The sequence below is a fragment of the Streptomyces sp. NPDC107575 genome, assembly GCF_055657265.1.
In genome coordinates this window covers 233,614-254,030 of the sequence record NZ_JBVKBG010000012.1, presented here as the reverse complement: position 1 = coordinate 254,030, position 20,417 = coordinate 233,614, and the positions used below count along the sequence as shown (strand labels likewise).

The 20,417-nt window shown below is 68.6% G+C and carries 25 protein-coding genes and 1 pseudogene; 16 read left to right on the top strand and 10 right to left on the bottom strand.

Features of this window, described 5'->3' with window-relative positions; all coding sequences use genetic code 11:
* Positions 1-200, bottom strand: a pseudogene (locus ACZ7L4_RS41510) (oxidoreductase); the annotation flags it as partial.
* A gap of 54 nt (positions 201-254) precedes the next feature.
* Here ACZ7L4_RS41510 and ACZ7L4_RS41505 point away from each other — a divergent pair.
* A complete protein-coding gene (locus ACZ7L4_RS41505) occupies positions 255-695 on the top strand; it encodes a MerR family transcriptional regulator (RefSeq protein ID WP_472110260.1) in 441 nt (146 codons plus the stop codon).
* Between the two features lie 55 nt (positions 696-750).
* Here ACZ7L4_RS41505 and ACZ7L4_RS41500 read toward each other — a convergent pair whose 3' ends face one another.
* The 4 genes from ACZ7L4_RS41500 to ACZ7L4_RS41485 all read right to left on the bottom strand — a co-directional run bounded on the left by ACZ7L4_RS41500 (position 751) and on the right by ACZ7L4_RS41485 (position 3,019).
* Positions 751-1,197 carry a hypothetical protein gene (locus ACZ7L4_RS41500; protein ID WP_472110259.1) on the bottom strand — a complete coding sequence of 149 codons (447 nt, stop codon included), beginning with the start codon at positions 1,195-1,197 and terminating at the stop codon, positions 751-753.
* A complete protein-coding gene (locus ACZ7L4_RS41495; protein ID WP_472110258.1) occupies positions 1,194-2,075 on the bottom strand; it encodes a helix-turn-helix transcriptional regulator in 882 nt (293 codons plus the stop codon). The genes ACZ7L4_RS41500 and ACZ7L4_RS41495 overlap by 4 nt, the downstream gene beginning before the upstream one ends.
* 396 nt (positions 2,076-2,471) lie before the next feature.
* Positions 2,472-2,657, bottom strand: coding sequence for a hypothetical protein (locus ACZ7L4_RS41490; protein ID WP_472110257.1), 186 nt, complete (start codon positions 2,655-2,657; stop codon positions 2,472-2,474).
* 65 nt (positions 2,658-2,722) lie between these two features.
* Entirely contained in the window at positions 2,723-3,019 is a 297-nt protein-coding gene (locus ACZ7L4_RS41485) for a winged helix-turn-helix transcriptional regulator (RefSeq protein ID WP_472110269.1), read from the bottom strand.
* Positions 3,020-3,159: 140 nt separating this feature from the next.
* On the opposite strand from ACZ7L4_RS41485, the gene ACZ7L4_RS41480 reads away from it, so the two are divergent.
* Complete coding sequence (locus ACZ7L4_RS41480; RefSeq protein ID WP_472110256.1) at positions 3,160-3,732, top strand: carboxymuconolactone decarboxylase family protein; 573 nt, start codon at positions 3,160-3,162, stop codon at positions 3,730-3,732.
* A gap of 99 nt (positions 3,733-3,831) precedes the next feature.
* Positions 3,832-4,125 (top strand): DUF1330 domain-containing protein, encoded by a 294-nt coding sequence (locus tag ACZ7L4_RS41475; RefSeq protein WP_472110255.1) that lies wholly within the window; start codon positions 3,832-3,834, stop codon positions 4,123-4,125.
* A 217-nt stretch (positions 4,126-4,342) separates the two neighbouring features.
* Here the strand turns inward: ACZ7L4_RS41475 and ACZ7L4_RS41470 are convergent, their stop codons facing one another.
* The 4 genes from ACZ7L4_RS41470 to ACZ7L4_RS41455 all read right to left on the bottom strand — a co-directional run bounded on the left by ACZ7L4_RS41470 (position 4,343) and on the right by ACZ7L4_RS41455 (position 6,936).
* The gene (locus tag ACZ7L4_RS41470) at positions 4,343-5,065 is read right to left on the bottom strand and encodes a DUF2637 domain-containing protein (RefSeq protein ID WP_472110254.1); all 723 of its coding nucleotides are present in this window, start codon (positions 5,063-5,065) and stop codon (positions 4,343-4,345) included.
* 39 nt (positions 5,066-5,104) lie between these two features.
* The gene (locus ACZ7L4_RS41465) at positions 5,105-5,482 is read right to left on the bottom strand and encodes a winged helix-turn-helix transcriptional regulator (RefSeq protein ID WP_472110253.1); all 378 of its coding nucleotides are present in this window, start codon (positions 5,480-5,482) and stop codon (positions 5,105-5,107) included.
* Between the two features lie 147 nt (positions 5,483-5,629).
* Positions 5,630-5,953 (bottom strand): hypothetical protein, encoded by a 324-nt coding sequence (locus tag ACZ7L4_RS41460; RefSeq protein ID WP_472110252.1) that lies wholly within the window; start codon positions 5,951-5,953, stop codon positions 5,630-5,632.
* Positions 5,954-6,051: 98 nt separating this feature from the next.
* A complete protein-coding gene (locus ACZ7L4_RS41455) occupies positions 6,052-6,936 on the bottom strand; it encodes a GGDEF domain-containing protein (RefSeq protein WP_472110251.1) in 885 nt (294 codons plus the stop codon).
* 364 nt (positions 6,937-7,300) lie between these two features.
* Here ACZ7L4_RS41455 and ACZ7L4_RS41450 point away from each other — a divergent pair, with 364 nt between their 5' ends.
* The 13 genes from ACZ7L4_RS41450 to ACZ7L4_RS41390 all read left to right on the top strand — a co-directional run bounded on the left by ACZ7L4_RS41450 (position 7,301) and on the right by ACZ7L4_RS41390 (position 19,179).
* Entirely contained in the window at positions 7,301-7,732 is a 432-nt protein-coding gene (locus tag ACZ7L4_RS41450) for a helix-turn-helix domain-containing protein (RefSeq protein WP_472110250.1), read from the top strand.
* 90 nt (positions 7,733-7,822) lie between these two features.
* Complete coding sequence (locus tag ACZ7L4_RS41445; RefSeq protein ID WP_472110249.1) at positions 7,823-8,368, top strand: hypothetical protein; 546 nt, start codon at positions 7,823-7,825, stop codon at positions 8,366-8,368.
* Positions 8,365-9,531 carry an MAB_1171c family putative transporter gene (locus tag ACZ7L4_RS41440; RefSeq protein WP_472110248.1) on the top strand — a complete coding sequence of 389 codons (1,167 nt, stop codon included), beginning with the start codon at positions 8,365-8,367 and terminating at the stop codon, positions 9,529-9,531. The genes ACZ7L4_RS41445 and ACZ7L4_RS41440 overlap by 4 nt, the downstream gene beginning before the upstream one ends.
* On the top strand, positions 9,531-10,739 hold the full coding sequence (locus ACZ7L4_RS41435; protein WP_472110247.1) for an FAD-dependent oxidoreductase: 1,209 nt from the start codon (positions 9,531-9,533) through the stop codon (positions 10,737-10,739). The genes ACZ7L4_RS41440 and ACZ7L4_RS41435 overlap by 1 nt, the downstream gene beginning before the upstream one ends.
* Positions 10,740-10,885: 146 nt before the next feature.
* Positions 10,886-11,494 (top strand): hypothetical protein, encoded by a 609-nt coding sequence (locus ACZ7L4_RS41430; RefSeq protein WP_472110246.1) that lies wholly within the window; start codon positions 10,886-10,888, stop codon positions 11,492-11,494.
* A 1,791-nt stretch (positions 11,495-13,285) separates the two neighbouring features.
* Positions 13,286-13,414: a hypothetical protein gene (locus tag ACZ7L4_RS41425; RefSeq protein WP_472110245.1), complete on the top strand. Its 129-nt coding sequence runs from the start codon at positions 13,286-13,288 to the stop codon at positions 13,412-13,414.
* A gap of 407 nt (positions 13,415-13,821) precedes the next feature.
* Complete coding sequence (locus tag ACZ7L4_RS41420; protein ID WP_472110244.1) at positions 13,822-14,256, top strand: hypothetical protein; 435 nt, start codon at positions 13,822-13,824, stop codon at positions 14,254-14,256.
* 227 nt (positions 14,257-14,483) lie between these two features.
* On the top strand, positions 14,484-15,704 hold the full coding sequence (locus tag ACZ7L4_RS41415; RefSeq protein ID WP_472110243.1) for a CpaF family protein: 1,221 nt from the start codon (positions 14,484-14,486) through the stop codon (positions 15,702-15,704).
* A gap of 5 nt (positions 15,705-15,709) precedes the next feature.
* Complete coding sequence (locus ACZ7L4_RS41410) at positions 15,710-16,612, top strand: type II secretion system F family protein (RefSeq protein WP_472110242.1); 903 nt, start codon at positions 15,710-15,712, stop codon at positions 16,610-16,612.
* Positions 16,609-17,502, top strand: coding sequence for a type II secretion system F family protein (locus ACZ7L4_RS41405; protein ID WP_472110241.1), 894 nt, complete (start codon positions 16,609-16,611; stop codon positions 17,500-17,502). Before ACZ7L4_RS41410 ends, ACZ7L4_RS41405 begins: the two co-directional genes overlap by 4 nt.
* A gap of 245 nt (positions 17,503-17,747) precedes the next feature.
* Positions 17,748-18,146 (top strand): TadE/TadG family type IV pilus assembly protein, encoded by a 399-nt coding sequence (locus ACZ7L4_RS41400; RefSeq protein WP_472110240.1) that lies wholly within the window; start codon positions 17,748-17,750, stop codon positions 18,144-18,146.
* A 62-nt stretch (positions 18,147-18,208) separates the two neighbouring features.
* Positions 18,209-18,730, top strand: a complete 522-nt coding sequence (locus ACZ7L4_RS41395) for a TadE/TadG family type IV pilus assembly protein (RefSeq protein ID WP_472110239.1) — start codon at positions 18,209-18,211, stop codon at positions 18,728-18,730.
* Complete coding sequence (locus tag ACZ7L4_RS41390; RefSeq protein ID WP_472110238.1) at positions 18,727-19,179, top strand: hypothetical protein; 453 nt, start codon at positions 18,727-18,729, stop codon at positions 19,177-19,179. The genes ACZ7L4_RS41395 and ACZ7L4_RS41390 overlap by 4 nt, the downstream gene beginning before the upstream one ends.
* Positions 19,180-20,081: 902 nt before the next feature.
* On the opposite strand, the gene ACZ7L4_RS41385 is transcribed toward ACZ7L4_RS41390, so the two are convergent.
* The gene (locus ACZ7L4_RS41385) at positions 20,082-20,240 is read right to left on the bottom strand and encodes a hypothetical protein (RefSeq protein ID WP_472110237.1); all 159 of its coding nucleotides are present in this window, start codon (positions 20,238-20,240) and stop codon (positions 20,082-20,084) included.
* Positions 20,241-20,417: the final 177 nt, after the last annotated feature.

Here is a 20,417-nt window from a genome sequence, read left to right as displayed (position 1 = left end):
GGCCGGCGCGCCGGGACGATGACCCGGGCCCCGGCGGCCACCAGGGCCCGGGTGGTCTCCAGGCCGAGGCCGGAGTAGCCGCCGGTGACGACAGCGGTCCTGCCCCAGAGGTCGACCCCGGCCATGACTTCCTCGGCGGTGGACGCCGCGGAGAAGGGGGAGTTGATCGGGTGCTGCGCGGCAGCGGTCTGAGTGCTCATGCCAGGACGCTACGAGCTAGAGGAAGGTCTAGATCAAGCCCTAGAGTGACCCGCATGGCGACCATCGAGACCCTCACGGATTCGCTCGGCATCGGCGAGGTTGCCGACCGCACCGGCCTGAGCGTCCACGCTCTGCGCTTCTACGAGCGCGAGGGCCTGCTGGTCGGGCCGGTCCACCGCACCGCGGGCGGCCGCCGGCGCTACAGCCCCACCGACGTCGACTGGTTGGGGATCTGTGTCCGGCTGCGGGAGTCCGGCATGCCCCTCGCCGAACTGAAGCGTTTCGCCGAACTGGTGCGGCAGGGCCCGGGCAACGAGCCGGAACGGCTGCGGCTCCTCGACGCCCACCAACACCGGGTCGAGGACCAGATCCGCGCCCTTGAGGAATGCCGGTCCATCATCGCCCGGAAGGTCGACGTGTATTCCGAACACGTCGCGCGCGGTACGGCCGCCGGGCTGTGGGACCCGACGGCCGCCGAGGACCGAACCGGTTAGTGGCTGGCCACCCCGCCGGGGCGGAGTCCTGGTCGGTGACCGGGAATCGACCTGATCAGCGGGGGCAGATGTACGTCGGCGGCTCCGTGGGTGTCGTGACCCAGTCGCCGGTCACGGTGCCGCCGTTGCGCCACTGAACGTAGACCTTCGCGCGGACGCTCTTTCGTGCCGACGAACCGCACGAGTACGTGGTGGTGCGCGCGATGTCCTGATCGATCGCCCAGGAGTCGGCCGGCATCTCGTCACGCAGGAGTGTCCAGTTGCCGTTCAGGTTGTACTCGAGCCGCACATCGACGACCTGGACGTCGTAGTTGGTGCCGCCGGTGGTGTCGGTCACCCGCCCGTGCGCGTTGAAGACGCCGGTGGACGGCATCTCGACGTTGGCGCAGCGGACGACCGCCGCGCCCTCGCAGTTGTTCCTGATCTGGGCGGCGGACGCCGGCGCGGCGGCCAGCAGGGTCGTCCCGAACGCGGTGCCGACGACGGCCGCCAGGCCGCTCATGAATTTTCCATGTCTTTGCATGGCAGGAGATTGTCGGGCGCCGTCGGCGGAAGATTGCAGCATCCTGCAGCCGGCGACGGTTGCGGGCAGGCGCAGGCGGTGATTCGGCTCAGGCGCTCGCGCAGCCGGAATCCCGCCACGAAGCGGGTCGGGGCGTCCAGGAGGTCGAGGATCACGGCGACCTCCGTCCGGACCGTGCGCACGCTCAGTTCGAGCCGGCGGGCGATCTGCTCGTCCGAGGAGCAGATGAGCAGGAGTGCGACGACGCGGCGCTGGCGTTCGGTGAGGCCGTCGGCGGGTGGGTCCTCGGCTGCGCACGGGTACGTCGTCGCACGCACCGCGTCCCAGTAGTGGCGCGCGGCGGCCATGCAGGCGGCGTCCCGCACGACGATGACGGTCGTCCGGTTGCGGACGGTGGGCCCCTCGAGGAGCACCTCGACCCCGTCGACGATCTTCATCTGGAACGGCCCGTAGCCGAAGAAGTACACCTGCGGGTCCTCGCCGGACAGCACGAGCCGCACGTCCGGGCTCAGCGCGTCGCGGTGCCACACGCTGATCATCCGCAGGCCGTCGTTCATCGCGAACGTGTTGTTCGGGAGGCTCACGGCGAGTTGCTCCACGGAACCCCTGGCCTGGACGGCGTCGAGGGTGCGCCAGGCCGGGACCTCGCGGGCGAGATTCCGGTTGATCTCCTGCCCGCCTCGTCCGAGGACACGTGCGGCGACCGGCTGCCCGCGCTCCATCGCCCGGACCACCCGCAGCCGTTCGGCCTCCAGACGTGCCATCGCCTCCGTCACCCGCAGTCGCGCCGGTCCGGAGAACCCCACGGGATCGGCGAACACCGAGAAGTCCTGCTCAGGCAGTATGCGCTGGTCCACCGTTCCCCCCCTGCCCGGTGGTGTCCCAGGTGCGGTGTCGGCGTCGCGCCGATGAAGCCCATTCCTGACTTGGCGGCCCACCGTGGCCACTGGCCTTCTCCTCCACGGCCGTCGACGCCGGCCCGTACGCCACCAACGACGTCATCGTCCTCGCCCAGGCGTGGATGGACGCCAAACAGCGCTTCCGGTGCCGGATGTTCGGCTATCCCGCTCTGGTCATCGCGGGCGCCCCGTGGCCCGCCTGGGCCATGGTGTGCGCACGTGAGAGCCCCGCGGCGACGGGGGATGCACCGCGGGGCTCTTCTTCCATTCTGGCATGGGACTTACTCGCGGGTAAGCCCGGGGTGCGCCGGAGCGAGCCGCCCCGGGCCGCGAGGATGTACGCGTGCCCGCCGGTCAGGGGCCGGTCTCGATGAAGTCGCAGGCCAGGCGGGCGCCTGCTAGGGAGTGCAGGAAGTCGGCCCAGGTGACGGCGGCCGGGTGGGGCGAGGGGGCGATGTCCTCCGACGAGTTCTCGTGCACCAGGCGCAGGGGCAGTGCGCGGATCGAGCGGTCTGGGGGGCTGCCACCTGTTGCGGCCAACCGGACAGGAGAGCACGCGACGGCTGCTCGGGAGTGAGCGACAGCCGCGTTCCCCCAGCGAAACCTCACGCCCCCGAGGGCTCCTGATCGTTGCCTTCTTGCTCCTGCGCCCAGGTGATCGCCCACTCGTCGAGCGGACGCAGGGCGTCCCTGAGCGCTGCCCCCGACCGGGTGAGCTCGTATCCGTCGGCCGAGGGCGCGACGATCCCGCTCGACGTGAGTTCGCGCAGCCGCTGATAGAGGACGCTCGACGACAGGCCGTCGCACCGTGCCAGCAGCGCGCGGGCACCGAGCGGCCCGCCGCGCAGCTCCCAGAGGATTCGCAGCGCCCACCGGCGGCCGAAGAGGTCCATCGCGGCCATGAGGGGGCGGCCGGTCGTCGAACCGCGAACTGGTGTACCTGGGCGCGGCGTTGGCATGACCCTCCTTGCGTTTCGTTATTCGAAACACTAGCATCCAGAAAATCGTTTCTGATTTCGAAACGAAGTCGACGGGAGAGCCGATGTCGCGGATAGCCCTGCCGGACCCGCCGTACACCGACCAGGCCGACGTGTTGCTCGCGCGGATGATGCCTGGGGAGGCCCCGCCGATCGGGCTGTTCCGGATGTTCGCCAGGAACCTCCCGATGGCCGACGCCATGCACGGGTGGGGCCGCTACGAGTTGGGCAGGCAGCTGACCCTGACCATGCGGGAGCGCGAGATCGTCATCGACCGGACGTGCGTGCTGTGCGGCTGCGAGTACGAGTGGGGCGTACACATGATGACGTTCGCCGGGCGGGTCGGGCTTACCCAGGAACAGGCGGCCTCGCTGGTGCACGGCGGTCCGGCCGACCCGTGCTGGACATCCGAGCGGGAACGGCTGCTCATCCTCGCCGTCGACATGTTGCACGAGCGTTCCGACATCGATGACGCGTTGTGGACACGGCTCGCCCCGGTCTTCGATGAACTCCAGCTGCTCGACCTGCTCTTGTTGTGCGGGTGGTACCACGCCGTCAGCTTCGCCGCGCGAGCAGCGCGCATGCCGCACGAGCCCGGCGCGCCGCACTTCTCCGACTTCGCGCCCCGCGCTCGATGACGCAGTCTGCCCAGGCCGCCGCTCCTCGGTGAGTACCGACACACGCCCAGCGCGACCACCCCGTACGTCAGATGCACTCACCCCACCACTGGAGGTTCCATGCCCAAGGGCTACTGGGTCAGCGTCTACCGCACCATTTCCGACCCCGAGAAGCTGGCTGCCTACAACAAGCTGGCCGGTCCGGCCGTCAAGGCCGCGGGTGGTCGGACCTTTGTCCGTGGAGGTCAGGTCGTGGCGCACGATGCCGGAATCGCCGAGCGCACCATCCTGATCGAGTTCGACAGTTTCGAGCAGGCCGTCGCGGCGCGCGAGAGCGCGGCCTACCAGGAGGCGCTGGCCGTCCTCTCCGACGGCGTCGAGCGCGACTTCCGCATCGTCGAAGGCATCGACTGACCGCGGTCCCGGCCTCTTCGTCCTGATGTGGGCTCGGCCGCTCTGTCTGCCCAAGTCGGCCGACAGGCGGGCCGCCCCAGCCACGGTCACGGCGCCAGCCGGGGCCGTGGCTGGGGCCCTCAATTGCCCTCGGTCTCGCCGCCGCCGGACAGGTGGCTGGAGGCGCACTGCCACGGTCGTGGCCCGCGGGAGACCGTTCCCGCCCAGGCCGTGTGATTCAGTCGCTGCGCTGTCCGCCTGGGTGACCCCTAGGCGCTCGTCCGGCTGGGTCGTGGCCAGGCCCAGTGCGGTCGCCGTCCTCCCGGAGTTGAGAGTTCAACTCGCGCGCCCTGGACGCCCCGATCCGCAGCTCCTTGCGCAAAGCTTCGGCGGGCGCCGGGCGATGGTGCAACTCCCGGTGCCTGGCGTCGATTTGGCGGGCCTGTTCGAGGAGAGGGTCTTCCTGGCGGCGAGCGTGCTCCGGCTTGTCTACCTTCTCGCGGGTTTTTCGCGGTCTCGCCGGGTTCATCGGTCGGTGTGCCAGAAGCTCCACCGAGAGCAGCAGTGCGACCGGGGGCCAGCCGGCCACCAGTACCGGCTTCCAGTCCAGCGTCGGGGCGGCCGCGACGTTGGCTGCCAGGGACACCGCGATGCCGAGCAGGAAGGACAGCCAGACGAGGCGATGTGCGCGGTGCGTGCCGGTGCGGGTCTGGCGGAGCAGGGCCGTCGTGGCCAGCAGTAGGAGGCCGTCCACTGACAGAGGCCACAGCGACGCGCTGATCGGGTCCGCGCCGCCTTGGAGGGCGAAGGTGCGTTGGTGGACGTAGGAGGCGTACGCGGCCACGCTTGCGACGACGAGCGCGCACCCGCCCCGGAGCCAGGTGTCGAGTTCGGGGAGTGGGTGTCTTCCCGGTCGGCGGGGTTGCTGGCTCGGGGAGGGCTTCTTGCGTGGGGCGTTCATTGCGCACGCCGGATCTGTACCGCGGTCGGGGGCTGACGCTCACCCGGGGCCGTCGTCGTCCGGTGGTGTCGGGTGGGTCGGGCCGTGGCGTTCCGCCCAGTGCATCAACGGCACGAGGGCGTTGAGGAGTTCTTGTCCGGCCGCGGTGATGCGGTAGGTGGTGTGGTACGGGAAGTCCGTCTCCCGGTCTTTGTCGATCAGGCCAAGTTCTCGCATCTTTGCCAGGGTTCGGGTCAGGACGGACTCCTGGATGTAGCGACGGTTCGAGTTCTGTTCCGGCTCTCCGGAGCTGCCGTTGCTGCGTACGTCTTCGAGTAGTGCGCTGTACTGGTGGGGGCCGGGGGCAAGGGCCTCCAGGACGTCCGGGAGCCACTCGCGGCGCAACAGGCGCAGTGCGTAGCGGGATCGCTGGGACACCGACGGGGGTGTGTGCCCAGGTGATGGTGGCTCGACGGTGCGGTGTTCGGGCTCGTCGCGGCGGAGCAGAGCGCTGCGCCAGCGTGAGAATCGGGTGTGTCGTGGGTGGTTGGTGCCAGGCGGGCGTCGCATGGCTGTGTGTTCCCGTTATGTTGGCGGGCAGAGGTCCGATTCGGCGCAGTGGAGGAAGCGGTGTAAGGCGCGCGGGTCGGTGAGACCGGTGGCGTCCTGTGGCCTGACCAGCCAGTACGGCCCGGGAGGGCTGGTGGTGTCGGTGTCGGGGACCACGATGTAACTGTGGTGGCCGAGGCCGCGCGTTGGCGGGACGTTCCACGAGGTGGCCGTGCCGAGGGGAGTGAGGAAGTACAGGCTGGGGACCTTCATGTCGAGGTCGGCGATGACGGGGCCGAGGCGGGTCGGTGCCAGGGTGCGGAAGGCGCGGACGACGTTCACACCGAGCGCCTGCGGCACGCGTACCGCATCCCACCAGGTTCCCGCGGGGACTGCCTCTGCACCCTCTTCGGGTGTCCAGGCTGTGGAGTGGAGCAGGTCTGTTTGCCGGTGCGTCTTCATGGTGTGTCCAGGGGTGCGGTGCAGCGGTTGAGGAGCGTGGAGAGAACCGTGTAGACGTGCTCCACGCCGAGGGGCGACAGCGCCAACTCCCGTTCAGCTGCGCGCGGGAGACAGTGGTGGGGTGCCAGCATGAGGCGGACTCCCATGTCGTAGCCGACCCCTGCTTCGTGAGAGGTCCATGGCTGTCTGGTGATGCCGGCGGCTGGGGTTTCAGGGTGAGGCAGTGCGATACGGACCTGGTCGCCGCCATTCTGTTTGGCTTGGCGCAGGGCCGTGTCGCAGTCCAACAGGAGGTCCGCCAGTGCGCCGCGCGGAAGGTCGGTGGCGACGGCGATCCCCATGGAGATGGTCTGACCGGCCAGCGTCGCGAAGACACCGCGCTGGGTGAGTACGCGGACGACGAGGCTGCGGACCTGGTCCCGCATCCAGCGGGCGAGCGTCAGGGTGCGGTTCAGGTCCAGGTCGGGCAGCAGGATGAGGAACTCGTCTCCGGCACAGCCGCCGTAGCGGCCGACGATGCCGGTGTCTCCACTGCCGCGGCGGAGTACCTCGGCGATGGCGTGGAGCATGTTGTCACCAGCGGGGTGACCGTAGGTGTCATTGATCGCCTTGAAGCGGTCGACGTCGGCGAGGATCAGGGCGAGTGACCGTCGATCGCGTCGTGCGTCGTCCACGGTGGCGGCTGCGCGACGATCCCACGTGTGCCGGTACAGCGCCCCGGTGACCGCGTCGACGAGTGACTCGCCGCATACGGTGCAGCGGTAGGCCTGCTTGTTCGTCTCGGCAGTCGAGGCCGGTGCGGGGGACTTACCGCTGGGTGGTGGCTGTGTGGCGCAGTCATCGGTCCGTGAGTCATGGAGCGGCGTTGCGTGCTGAGCCATGGTCATCGTCCCCTCGTGGCGTCGGCACGAGTTCACGCTTCAGGGGAGGGCGTCTCGGCTTGCCGCTTCTCGGCGCCGGCGGAAACAGGACCGGTATCGGGGCGGATCTTCCGGCGCCCAAGTCCCAAGCGATAGTTCGTGCTTCAGTAATTCACGAATTGACAACTCTTGGGTGATCGATAGGAGTTGATGTGCAACTCCTGGTTGAATTCGATGGGGTGCGAGTCTAGAGTGCGGCAGTGCGGTTCTGTCAACTGGTTCTTGAGTAAAGGGAAATGAAGGGGTGCAGGTAGGGGTTCGCGGTCAGGAGGGATGATCTGTGCCGGGTGCTGCGGGGCGACCGACATTGTCCGAGAGGCTTGAAATGCTCTTCGAGGAGATCCGTCCGCAAGAACCGACGGGTCGGAGGTACACCCACGATGAGGTTGCCGCTGAGCTGCGGCGAATCCAGCCCGGGCTGCGAGTCAGTGGTGCATATCTGTCGGCTCTGAGAAACGGATCAAAGCGAAATCCGTCATTGGATCTACTGACGGCACTGGCGCAGTTTTTCGGTGTATCGGCATCGTACTTCCTGGATCCGGCGCCGCAGGGCCGGGCCGAGGAGGAGATCGCTCTGGCCAAGGTGGGGCACCACCCCCAGGTCAGGAACCTCGCCCTTCGCGCGCTGGAGCTCAGCCCTGAGTCCTTGGCCGTCGTGACGCAGATCGTTGAGCGAGTACTGACCGATATCGGTCATGGACCGTCAAGCGCAGGCCAGGAGGCCGCTAGCCCTGAAACCGGCCAGCCTGAAAACTGACGGGTGTTTCAGTCGCATCAGGTGTATCAGAAGAACCACGTGAATCCGTGGCTCCGGAATCTCGTGCATATATGGAGGGACGAGAGATCGATGAGTGAGCGTGACTTACGCAGACGCTGTCGACGATTACTGAATGAGTTGCAGATCCGGCCGCCTCTGGACGTGGAAGAACTGTGCCGGCGCTTCGCGCAACAGCGGGGCAGGGATCTTCGACTGCTGCCCTTGGACATTCCCGCATCCGGCCCGTACGGTCTGTGGGTTGGTCATGATGTGGCGGACTACATCGTCTACCAGCGGCAGACCAGTCCGGCCCACCAGCGACACATCATTCTGCACGAGATCGGCCACATTCTTGCGGGGCACGAGAACCACACACCACTCGAACTCCCCATGGGGCTCGGCCGGGGTTTCCCGGAGAGTCCGAATGGTCCTGTGCCGCCCCTCGACGAGAGCCGCATCCTGCACGCTCTGGGACGTTCGGTGTACGACCACGCTGATGAACGTGAGGCCGAGACGGTGGCGACGATCATCCTGGAGTGGGCGTCCGTCCTCGACCACGTCGTTTCGGGAGCGGCTGCTCAGGTCGCCGCTCAACGGATGGACACGGCGCTCAGTGACCGGCTGGGGTGGCTATGAGCGGCATGCTCACAATGTATGGGATCACTGCGCCACTCGTCCTGATGTGGACGGTCCTGCGGTTGCGCCGGGCGCCGAAGGATCGAGCCCTCTGGGCGCTGTGCGGCCTGATCAGCGGTTGGACGCTGGCCTTTCCGTTCGGCCGTGCCGCAGACGCCGGAACGGGGCTGCTTGGCACGACGCCGATGGTCTCCCGACTGATTGAGCATTCCCTGGACATCATCTCCATGCACGGCCTGATCTGCTTCTATCTGTACTCGGCGCTGTCAGAGCGTGAGGCGTCGCGGCGGGCCAGGCTGTACGGGGTCCCTCTGGCCCTGACGTTCGTGGTCCTCGTGGCGGCCACATTGAGCACCCCTGAAGGCGTGGGGACGCGCGACCATCGAGTGACGAGCGTGGCCGCGTTCTATGTAGCCGCAGACGCGTATCTGGTCTTCGCCTTCTCCAAAGCCTGGTTCTGGAACCGGTGTTACGCGCGCGGAGCTGGCCCCCGACTGCGACGAGGCCTGCGGATCGCGGCCACTGGCATGATCGCCTTCGCCCTGGCCAACACCTTGTACATCGTGGCGGTCATCCTTCACTGGGCCGGCGGCGACGACGTGTCCACCAACCTGGACACCGCCGGGGCTGCGTCGACCTCTCTCGGATGGTTCGCTGCGGTCTTCTTGATGCTTCCCGGCGTCGTGCTGTTCCTGGTCGGAGTCACGTACCCGGCCGCCGCCATGCGTGTGATCGCCTTGCGTGTGTGGTGGCGCCATCTCCTGCACTATCGCCGCTTGAAGCCCCTCTGGGCTGCCCTCCATGAGCTGTTCCCGGAGAATGTACTGCCGCGTGTTCCGATGAGTGCTTGGCGCAACGCAATCAACCCACGTGCTGTGCACCGTCGTTACTATCGCCGAGCCATCGAGTGCCGGGACGGACTGGTTCGCATCAGTCCTTACATCAACCCATCTCAAACGGACGTGGACCGGGACGACCTGAAAGCCCCGGAACTCTCTGGTCGTCTGCGTCGTGCCCTGCGCGCCCATGAGTCAGGCGAGTTGGCCTCCGCGCACGCCGTCGCTGTTGCCGTGCCCCCGGACCCCTCTCTTGAAGCTGACGTCCGTGAACTCATTGTGCTCGCGGACGCCCTCCGCACAGCGGACCCGAACGGAGAAGCCTGATGCACGCATTGATCATCGGTGGAGGTGTCGCGGGCCCCACGACCGCGATGGCGCTGCAGAAGGCCGGAATCACTTCGACCGTGTACGAAGTCCATCCCAACGGCGTCAGTGAACGCGGCGCGTTCCTCTCACTGTTCGCCAACGGAATGGACGCGCTCCGTGCCATCGACGCCCATCAACTCGTGGTGGAGCGGTCATTCGCTGTGACGAGCATTGAGTTCGCGACGGGTACAGGCAAACGTCTACGAGACGCGAGGATCGATCAAGACCGCTTCGGACGGCTGACTGGCCCGCGAACCCTGAGGCGCGCGGAGTTGTGCCGGGTGCTCGCCGAGGAGGCGGGACGGCGCGGCATCCGCGTCGAACCCGGCAAGCGCCTCGTCTCCGCGGTACGCACTCCAGAGGGGCGCATCATGGCGACGTTCAAGGACGGCGCCAAAGCAGAAGGCGACCTCCTGGTGGGGGCCGACGGCATCCACTCCGCGACCCGGCGCATGATCGACCCCGTTGCTCCGCGCCCCCGCTACACGGGCGAAGAGGTGGTGTGCGGCTACGCGAGCAAGGCCCCCGTAAGCGCTCCGGACGAGACCATGCGCATGGTCTACGGCAAGAGGGCCTTCTTTGCGTACCTCACGACACCTGGCGGAGATACCTGGTGGTTCGTCAATATCCCCGGTTCGGTGCCTGCTCCGGACGGCCCAGCAGCTGTCACGCCCGAAGAGTGGAAGCGCAGGGCTCTCGAGCGGGTAGCCGGCGATGACCGAGCCGCCTCGGACCTGATCCGTGCCACCGAGGATGACGTGGTGGGCGTCAGTGTCTATGACATCGCCTCGACGCCGCTGTGGCACGCCGGGCCGATGGTGATCATCGGTGATGCCGCTCATGCAGCGGCGCCCAACGCTGGACACGGAGCGTCCATGGCCCTGGAGGACAGCGTGGTCCTCGCCAAGTGTCTGCGCGACATCCCGGGATTGGACGCGGCCTTCACGCGCTATGAGCAACTGCGGCGCCCCCGCGTCGAGGAACTCGTAGCCACCAGCGCAAGCATGAAGAGGCGTGCGATCCCCGGTCCGCTTCAGCGGCTCCTGCGCGACTTCATGCTGTCGCGGCTCCTGAAGGACGGCCCGCGCAACGCGGCCCCGTGGCTGACCCGTCATCACATCGACTGGGAAGAGAAGACCCCTCCCGAGGTAAAGGAACGGCAATGAATGCGTACCGACTCTGAAGTCCGTACGCGTACGTACCTTGCAGTCGGGGCGTGGGCCCGGAGTAGAGGAATGGATGCGCCGACCGTGCCGCGTGTGGTCGGCGCGAGACGCCATCCGAATCTCCATCCGAGGGGGAGGTGCCCGTTGTGCCAGCCACCAGTGGACCGGGCGTGCGGTGCCGTGCTCTCCAGGCCGGCGCCGCGGCAACCCTGCTGCTGTTGGTGGTCGCCGGATGCACCGACTCCGGCAACCACGACAGCGCGAAGGATTCGAGCGACGCTGGTCGCTCGAGTACGGCGAGTCCGACCGGCTCCGCCGCCTCCAGCAGTCCGTCTGCCGCGGCCATCGCCCAGCGGCGAGCTACCGCCGCGTACCTCGGTATGTGGCAGGACATGGCAGTCGCGGCACGGACCTCCGATTGGCGGTCGCCGTTGCTGTCCCGGCACGCCACCGGGGCTGCTCTCGGTGCGATCACACGCGGCATGTACGCGGATCGCCGCAACGGCCTCGTCACCAAGGGGGAACCGCGCAACGCGCCCGAACGCGCCCGACTCAGTCCTCGTGCCGCCCCGGTCGTGGCGTTGATCTCTGACTGTGGTGATTCCACCCACTGGTTGAAGTACCGCAAGGGATCAGGGGAGTTGGCGGACGACCGGCCGGGTGGGCGGCAAAAGATCACCGCCGAGGTGAAGAAGCAGGACGACGGCACCTGGAAAGTCACACGCTTTGCCGTGGAGGGTGTCGGGTCATGCTGAATCGACCGCTCGTCATGGCGGGCGCCGCTGCGGTGCTCGTATTCGTCGGCGCCGCGCCTGCGCTGGGTGACAGTGGCTGGGGCACGGTGGACTGCTCGCAGAATCCCCACCCCGGCTGCGAGCTCGGTGTCGGCAAGGGGGACGGCAGAAGCCACGTTCCCCGGCGTACGCATCCCAAGACACCTCCGCGTACCGGTGACGCCGGAAGAGAACGCGGAAATGGGAGCGGCAGCGGCGACAGGGCCGCGCCCCGCGATCCGAACCTGGCCAACTGCGCTTACGAGCGCAGCAATTACAAGCCCCCGCCGGAGGTGGCCCCGGCCACCTATCCCCGCTCGGCGGGAAGGCAGCGGTCCCGAGCAGTGCAGGCGCGTTTCGTGCACGGGCTCGGGGCCGCTGGGGAGGCCCCAGCACCACGGGACAGCGGCGGGTGGTACGTGTACCGCTGCACCAGCGGCGGTACACGGGACGCCTTCTATCGGCCGCCAGTGTGGATTCCGGATACGGCAGAGGGCGATGGCGGCCCGGCCCAGGCCCCGGCCCTCGCCGTGGCACCAGCCGACCTTGCGCGACGCGCCCGCACCCAGCTCCGTCTTCCTGCTCCAGAGATGGCTACGAGTCCGCGGGGCGAGCAACTGGTGAACCTGCCGACCTGGCTGTGGTTGGCGCGCGGTGATTGGCGGCGCGTGTCCGCGACGGCTTCGGTGCCCGGTGTCTCCGTGACGGCGGTGGCCCGGCCGGCGAAGGTCGTCTGGAGGCTCGGAGACGGCGGCTCGGTGACCTGCCGGGGACCCGGTACACCGTACAGGCGCGCGATCGATGCGAAGCGGCCGTCTCCCGACTGTGGGCACACCTACCGAACCTCATCGGCAGGTCGACCGGACAGCGCTTACCCCGTCTCGGCGACTGTGCACTGGAAGGTCACCTGGCAGGGAGCCGGTCAGTCCGGCACGTTCCCTGACCTGACGACCACATCGAACGCCACCGTCCGTGTGGCCGAGAGCCAGGCGCTGAACACCGGCGGTTGAGCGCGAGGCGCAGCCGAAAGGCCGCGCACCGCACGGTCCAGTGGCGCCGCAGCGTCGGCACATGGGCACCAACAGACATCAACGACGAGCGCCGTGCCGACCGCGCGGTGCCGAGAAGACATGTGTCGGGAGGCAGCAGATGGTGGGACCCCGAGTGTCCCCGCACTCGACAGCGAGGCACGGTGCACCGCCCACGCCGAGAAGCGGAGATCCCAGAAATCCGAGGAGCGCGAGCAGCTCCAAGAAGCCGAAAGCGCGCCCACTGAGGCACACCTCGACGAGGCTGACGGCGCTGCCGCGGATCCGGCGCCCGCGACATCTGTTGCTTGGACTTCTCCTGGTGGTGGGATGTGCCACCGCCGGCGTGGTCGTGGGTACGCGGCTCGGCGACAGTGAAGAGGTCTTGGCCCTGGCGCGTCCGGTCGCGGTTGGACACGAGTTGCGTGCACGGGACCTCCGGGAATTCAGCATCACGGCGGGCAGTGGTCTCTCCGCGCTGCCGGCCCGCGCCCGCTGGAGGGTGGAAGGCCGCCCTGTCGCCTACAGCCTCCCGGCGGGCGCGTTGCTGACCAAGGCAGTGGTGGGAGAGGCGCGGGTGCCTCCCCACGGTGCGGCGATCGTGGCAATCGGCCTGAAGGCGGGTCAGTTCCCGCCCGGACTGCAACCGGGGAACCGCGTCACGGCCGTCATGACATCACGCGAGTCCGGGAGCACTGCCTCGACTACAGAGTCGTCCACCTCCTGGAGCGCCACCGTCGTAGCGGTGGAGACACCACCGAACGAGCAGACCACCGTGGCCTCCCTGCAGATGGACTCGGCCGCCGCACGTCAGCTCGCCACCGCACGCGAAGGAGAAGTCACCGTCGTCATCGTGAACGGGGGCCGGACATGACACTCGTCGCACTGTGCAGCCTCAAAGGATCTCCAGGAGTCACCACGGCCGCATTGGCTCTGGCCGCGGGGTGGCCTGCGGGACAGCGGCCGGTTCTGGTGGAGTGCGACCCGGCGGGCGGAGATCTGCTCGCCCGGTTCCGCCTCGCCCTCTCCCCGGGGCTGGTCACTCTGACGGCCGCCGCACGGAGGACCCAGAGGACGACCGAGATCCGAGAACACACCCAACGACTCCCAGGCGGGCTCCCCGTGGTGGTCGGGCCCGCGGGGGCGGAGCAGGCACGCGCCGTTCTCCGGCAGCTCACCAACTCCCCGTCGGATACGTTGCGTAGTGCTGCGAACGACCCAGGCGCCGTAGTGGTCGCGGACTGCGGACGAGCCGACCCCGATTCCCCTGCCCTGCAGATCATGAATGCGGCGGACGTCCTGCTGCTGGTCGCCCGCGCCCACGACGACGCGCTGTCGCACGTGTCGGCGCGGTGGGACGAGGTGTCGCATTGGGCACCGTCCGTCTGCCTCCTCCTGGTCGGTGACGGACACGGGACCCACGCGATCGAGCAGGCCCTGAGGCTCGATGTGCTCGGGCGCGTCCCGGAAGACCGCAGGGGAGCGGCGCTGCTGGGCGGGCGTACGGGGCCGCGCCGCGCGTCGGCGCGTTCACCGCTCGCCGGCGCAATGGCTCGGATCGCCGCGACGGTCGCCGCGCCCTCGTTCGCGGGGAGGTCGGGCAGGCAGCTGCCAACCCGTGGTGAGCAGACCGAAGCGGGTGCCGGGACTGGAGGACGGTCGGTGGCTGCGGCGGCACGGCGTGCGCCGGCCGTTTCGAGCGGAGCGCGGCGATGAGCGCGTCGAGGGAGCCGAAGCCCGAGCACGCGCGCCCGCTTCCGCCGAGCACCGCAGTGATCCAACCGGGCTTGCCGTGGAGCCGCCCGCCGGCGCGCGAAGTGGCTGATGCAGGAGCCAAGGAAGTGAGCCCTGCTGCGGAGTCGCTACACCAGCGCCTACGCCAGGAACTGCCTGCCCGGCTGTCCGAGCGAATCCGCGCCGATGAGGAAACAGGACGTCGCGCGATGTCCGAGGACGAACGCCGGACAACGGCGAGGACGATCCTGGTCGACATCGCCGAGGAACACACCCGTGCCCAACTCGCCCGAGGCGACGACGTGGTGTCACCGGACACCGAACAGCAGGTCATCACGACCGTGCTGGCCGAATCCCTCGGTCTCGCGGGCCTCGAACCCCTGCTGCGCGACCCGGACATCGAGAACATCAACATCAACGGCGACCGGGTCTTCGTCCGCTTCGCCGACGGCCGACGCGAGCGCTTCCGGCCGGTGGTCGACTCCGATCGGGAACTGGTCGCCCTCATCCGCGACTTGGCGGCACGTGCCGGCGTCGAGGAACGCCGCTTCGACCGTGGCAGCCCGGGAGTTGGCTTCCAACTCCCAAGTGGTGAACGGGTATTCGCCGTCATGGCCGTCACCGCGCGCCCGTCGGTGTCCATCAGGCGGCACCGCCTCCAGCGTGCCACGCTCGCCCAGCTGCGCGACGCGGGCGCACTCGACAGGAACCTGGAGTCCTTCCTCGGTGCGATGGTCCGAGCCAGGAAGAACGTCCTGATCACGGGCGGCACGGCCATCGGCAAGACGACGATGCTGCGGGCCCTCGCTGCCGAGATCCCGCCGTGGGAACGCCTGGTCACCATCGAGGACGTACTCGAACTCGGCTTGGACACCGACACCCGGACTCACCCGGATGTCGTCGCCCTGCAGGCACGCGAGCCGAACATCGAGGGGCAAGGGGCGATCGGGCAGGCCGAGTTGGTGCGATGGGCGCTGCGCATGTCTCCAGACCGTGTGATCGTCGGGGAGGTGCGCGGGCCGGAAGTCATCCCCATGTGCAATGCCATGAGCCAGGGCAACGACGGCTCCATGGCCACGCTGCACTCCTCGACCAGCCGCGGCTCGTTCATCAAGCTGGCCGCCTACGCCGTCCAGGGCCCGGAACGACTGCCCCTGGAGGCCACCAATCTGCTGGTCGCATCGGCACTGGACTTCGTCGTACACCTCGACAAGCCACGCGACGACCCGGCCAGGCGAGTGGTGTCCTCCATCCGTGAGATCGTCGATGCCGACGGCCAGCAGATCGTCTCCAACGAGGTCTTCCGGCCGGGACCGGACCTGCGTGCTGTACCCGGATCGCCCCTGCGCGCCGACACCCTTGATGATTTGGCGGCCGCCGGGTTCGACCCCGAACGCCTGGAGCGGAACGACGGGGCCGGGTGGGGGTGAGCGGCATGACAGGTTACGCAGCATTGCTGGGGCTGCTCGGACTCGGCTTCGGAGCCGGGGTGTTCGTCCTCGTGCGGACGGTGCGGCGCCCGTACGGAGGGACCACGGATCGCCGTACGCAGCGGGAGCGATTGCGCACGGAACACCGCAGGTGGTGGCTGGCTGCGGCAGGGCTGTCCGGATTGGTGTGCGGCGCGGTGACGGGATGGGTGGTCGGGGGTCTGCTGGCGGCGACGGCCATGTGGAGTCTGCCCCGGTTGCTGGGGCAGGCCGCCGCGCACCGGCAGGAGATCGCGAGGGTCGAAGGGGTCGCCGGCTGGACGGAGATGCTCCGCGACACGCTGGCCGCCGCAGCCGGCCTCGAACAGGCCATGGTGGCCACGGCAGAAACCGCCCCGGAAGCCGTCCGGCCGCAGGTGCGGACGCTCGTCGTCCGGCTCGCCGCAGGGCAACGCCTGCCCGACGCGCTGCGGTGCCTCGCGGCCGATCTGGCAGACGCCACGGCCGACCTGGTGATCGCCGCGCTGATACTTGCCTCGGAGCGGCAGGGGCGCCAACTCGTACCTGTCCTCGACGCGTTGGCCGCAACGGCCCGAGCTCACGTGGAGATGCGGCAGCGGATCGACGCCGGCCGAGCCCGCGTGCGGACGACCCTGCGCGTCGTCGTCATCACCACCATCTCCTTCGCGGGCGGACTCGTCCTCCTGAACCCGGCGTTTCTCAGCCCGTACGACACGTGGAATGGGCAGCTGGTCCTGCTGCTGATCGGTGCGGTGTTCGCGGGAGCCTTCGTATGGCTGCGCCGGATGGCAAGGATCGACCAGCCCGAGCGGGTCCTCGCCGACCCCGAGCCGCTCGGCGACGTGACGGAAACCGGGGACGGCGTGCGGCAGGAGCTGTCGACATGATTGCCCTGTTGGTGCTCTCGATGGGAGTCGGTCTGGGGCTGTGGGCCCTGACGTACTGGGTCTTCCCGCTTCCCCCGCCCCTGAGCGAACTGGTTTCACGCATCCACGCGGTTCCTGCCACGGACGACAGGCCAGTCACTTCCCAGCGGGGGTGGGCAGAGCGCTTGGGCGCTCCCTTCACTCGCGTACTGAGTGCCATGGGGCTGCCCACGAGCAGCGTGCGCCGGGACTTGTCGGTGATGGGCCGGGCGGTGGAGACGTACCTGGGGGAGAAGGCCGCACTCACCCTCGCAGGCCTGTGCCTGCCAACCACCATTGAACTGATCCTCACCATCGGCGGCCATCCCTTGCCCTGGCCCCTTCCACTGGGAGGAGCACTGGCCCTGGCCGCCTCCGGATTCCTCCTGCCGGACATCGGTGTGCGGGCGGCGGCAGAGCGCCGGCGGGCAGCCTTCCGCCACGCCCTGACGGTCTATCTGAACCTCATCCACATCTTGCTGGCCGGAGGCGCAGGCGTGGAGGGCGCGTTGACCGACGCTGCCGAGATCGGCCACGGGCAACCATTCCAGCGCATACGCGGCGCGCTGAACAGCGCCCGCATGACACGCACTTCCCCTTGGACAGCGCTCGGTCAACTCGGCGACGAGGTCGGCGTGGCCGAACTGAGCGAAGTGGCGGCTGCTCTGTCACTCGCAGGGACCGAGGGTGCCAAAGTCCGTGCGTCCCTCGCAGCCAAGGCCGCCGCGCTCCGCAGCCGCGATGCCGCCGAAGCCGAGGGGAGGGCCAACGCGGCCACCGAACGCATGGCCGTGCCGGGCGTGCTGATGGCCTTCGGATTCGTGCTCTTCGTCTTCTATCCAGCCCTCGTTCAAATCGAGGCCTCGCTGTGAAAACCCGTCGATCACTCTGGGAGGGCCGCGGACATGTCGCCACTCACCTGCCTCCGATCCCTACGAAGCAGTTTCAGCGCTGTAGCGCGTGCCCTGCGGCGCGATGCGGGCGCGATGACGACCGAACAGGTCATCTGGATCGCCTTCCTCGCCGCGCTCGCCCTGACGGTCACCGGGCTGTTCGGCCCGCAGATCCTGGCCGCAGCGCGAAGTGTCACCTTCAAGTAGCTCGGATTCGCCAGTGGTTGGGGACGGCACTGCGGTGCGATGCGGGAGGCGGCACCGTTGAGATGGTGCTCGTCCTGCCTCTGGTGTTCACGTTCGTCCTGCTCCTGGCCCAGGCGGCCGTCTACCTGCACGCCACCCATATCGCCCAGGCTGCCGCCGCCCACGTACTGGCAGTCACGCGCGTGCAACACGGAACCGTGAAGGCCGGCCGGGAGGAAGGCAACCGAGTCCTGGAGCAGCTGGGACGAGGCCCCCTCCGTGGGGCGAGCGTCGAACTGACACGTGGGCCTCGCGTCGTTGCGGTGCGGGTGTCCGGCACGGCCGGCCCAGTTCTGCCCTTCCTGCACTTACCGATTCGTGCGCAGTCCGTCGGTCCGGTCGAGACGGTCACGACCGGTGCTGGCGGCACCCGATGAGAGCCGTTGTAGACGCGGGGTCGCCGGCACGGAGCCGACTGCTGCGAGACTCAATGCAGCTTGTGCAACTGGACGAGAGCCAGACTCACCACCGCCGATACGAAGCGGGCTCGGCCGCCGTCGAACTCGTCCTGATCACCCCGGTGCTGCTCCTGACTCTTTGGCTCCTCGTCTTCTGCGGACGGATGGCAGACACTCGCCTGCTCATCGAGGACGCTGCCCACCAAGCGGCCAGGGCGGCCAGTTCCGAACGCACCACAGCGGCCGCAACCGCGCATGCCCAGGCAACAGCCGAGGAGGCGTTGGGAGGCACGGGCGCCACGTGCCGCGGGCTGGCAGTGCGTATTCAGGGCAGTCTGCAGCCGGGCGGCACCGTGCGGGCTTCCGTGACTTGCGACGTCGACCTGAGCGACCTCGCGCTACTGGACGTGCCCGGCGTTACGGCACTCAGCGCGGATTTCACGTCGCCGGTAGACGTGTACCGCGGAGGCGAGCCAGCGATCTCTGAGCCCGATCCTCGTAGATACGTCGTTGTGCCACATGCCGCGAGCACCGTGGCCCACCCGGGAGCGGACCACTCATGACGTCTTTGCTTCCTTCTGCTGCTGGTCAGCGCAAGACGATCCGAGGAGACGACGGCCAGGCGACCGTGTTCGTCGCCCTGATCACGGTCGCCACGCTGATGTTCGCAGGGCTCGTCCTGGACGGAGGCCTCGCTCTGGCCGCCAAGGTGCGCGCCATCGGCGAAGCCCAGGAGGCTGCGCGCCGAGGTGCTCAGGCATTGGACCTCGCCGCCTATCGGGCGCACGGCACACTCCGACTGATCCCCGAGCATGCCCGCGACCTGGCTCAGCGCCATCTTCTCGCCGCGGGTGACGCGGGCACGGTCACGGCGACCGCGGAATCCGTCACGGTGACGGTCACGGCACACTCCTCCACCCAACTTCTACGCGTAGTCGGCATCCAGTCCTTAACGGTGTCGGCTTCGGGCTCGGCGCACCCGGTGCGGAACACCGGCCCCGTAGTTCCATGACACTGCTGCCCTTCCGAGGGGGCGGGCACCGCGTGATTCGGTGCCTGCAAGGGATGCTGGCTACGGTGTCGCTGGCTCTGTTGGGGGCAGGAGTTCCGTGGGGGCTGTGGCGGTATGTCGGGTGGCCGCTGCCGGATCATGTGCCTACGTGGACGGAAGCCGGAGCGGTCCTGAGCGCACCGGTGAGCACCCCGTTTCTGCTCAAGGCCTTGGCATGTGTGCTGTGGACGGTCTGGGGCACCTTCGCCGTCGATGTCTGTCGTACCGCGAGGGACGTGATCAGCGGAGCCGCGTGGCCGGAGGTGCGTGGTCTTCCGCACGGATCGGTACATATGGTGGCCGTGCTGCTGGTCGGAACCGCCATCGCGGCACTGATGTTGAACCGCCCTGAGGGCGCCGGCCGATCCGCTCAAGTTCGAGCTACGACGGGGCTGCTGGCGCGACCGGGTCCCGTAGAGGCGACCTCGGAGGCAGTGCAGGCCGGGCCGGGCGTGCGTATGGACGCGACCGTCGACGGTACGAGCGAGGCCTCCTCACAGCGTCCTCCGCGGACCGTCACCGTGCGCCCGCCCGAGCACGGTGTCCACGACAGCCTGTGGGGGATTGCTGCGCGCACGCTGGGCGACGGGGCGCGATGGCCGGAGATCTACGAGCTCAATCGAGGCCGTCCTCAGCTCGATGGAGATGCTTTGACCAACCCTGATCTGATCCGCCCTGGTTGGACCTTCCGGTTGCCTTCCCGCACGCCGCATCCGGGACCCGCTGCCCCAGGGCGTGAACCTCCCCCAACGACGTCGCCCTCCACGTCCCATCAACCGAGCTCGACTCCGGCCCCAACGGGCACCGCTTCGCACAAGCCCCGGCAGCCTGGCCATGCTGAGCATCGCCACCCGGTACCTGACCTACCAACCGGTGGCTATGTCGGTCTTGGCCTGGCAGCGCTGATCGCCGCCGCAGCGACGGCCGCGCGTCTGCGACGGCGAGCACGCCACCAGCGAGGTCGGGCTGAGCGTGAGGACGTGGAGATAGCCCCGGTGGTCCGTGCCCTGCGCACCGCTCATGGTGGCGAGGGGCGGGAGGCCGCCGGCCCCACGACGATTGACGTGGGAGCCGGCTCGGCGCCGCGAACGTACGACGTGGGGCCCAGGACCGAAGTCCGACACAGCGAGGACCCCCTCTCACCCGTCAACGGAACGGCTGCCGCAGTCGGGGAATGCCAGTCCGTCGCCTGGGACATC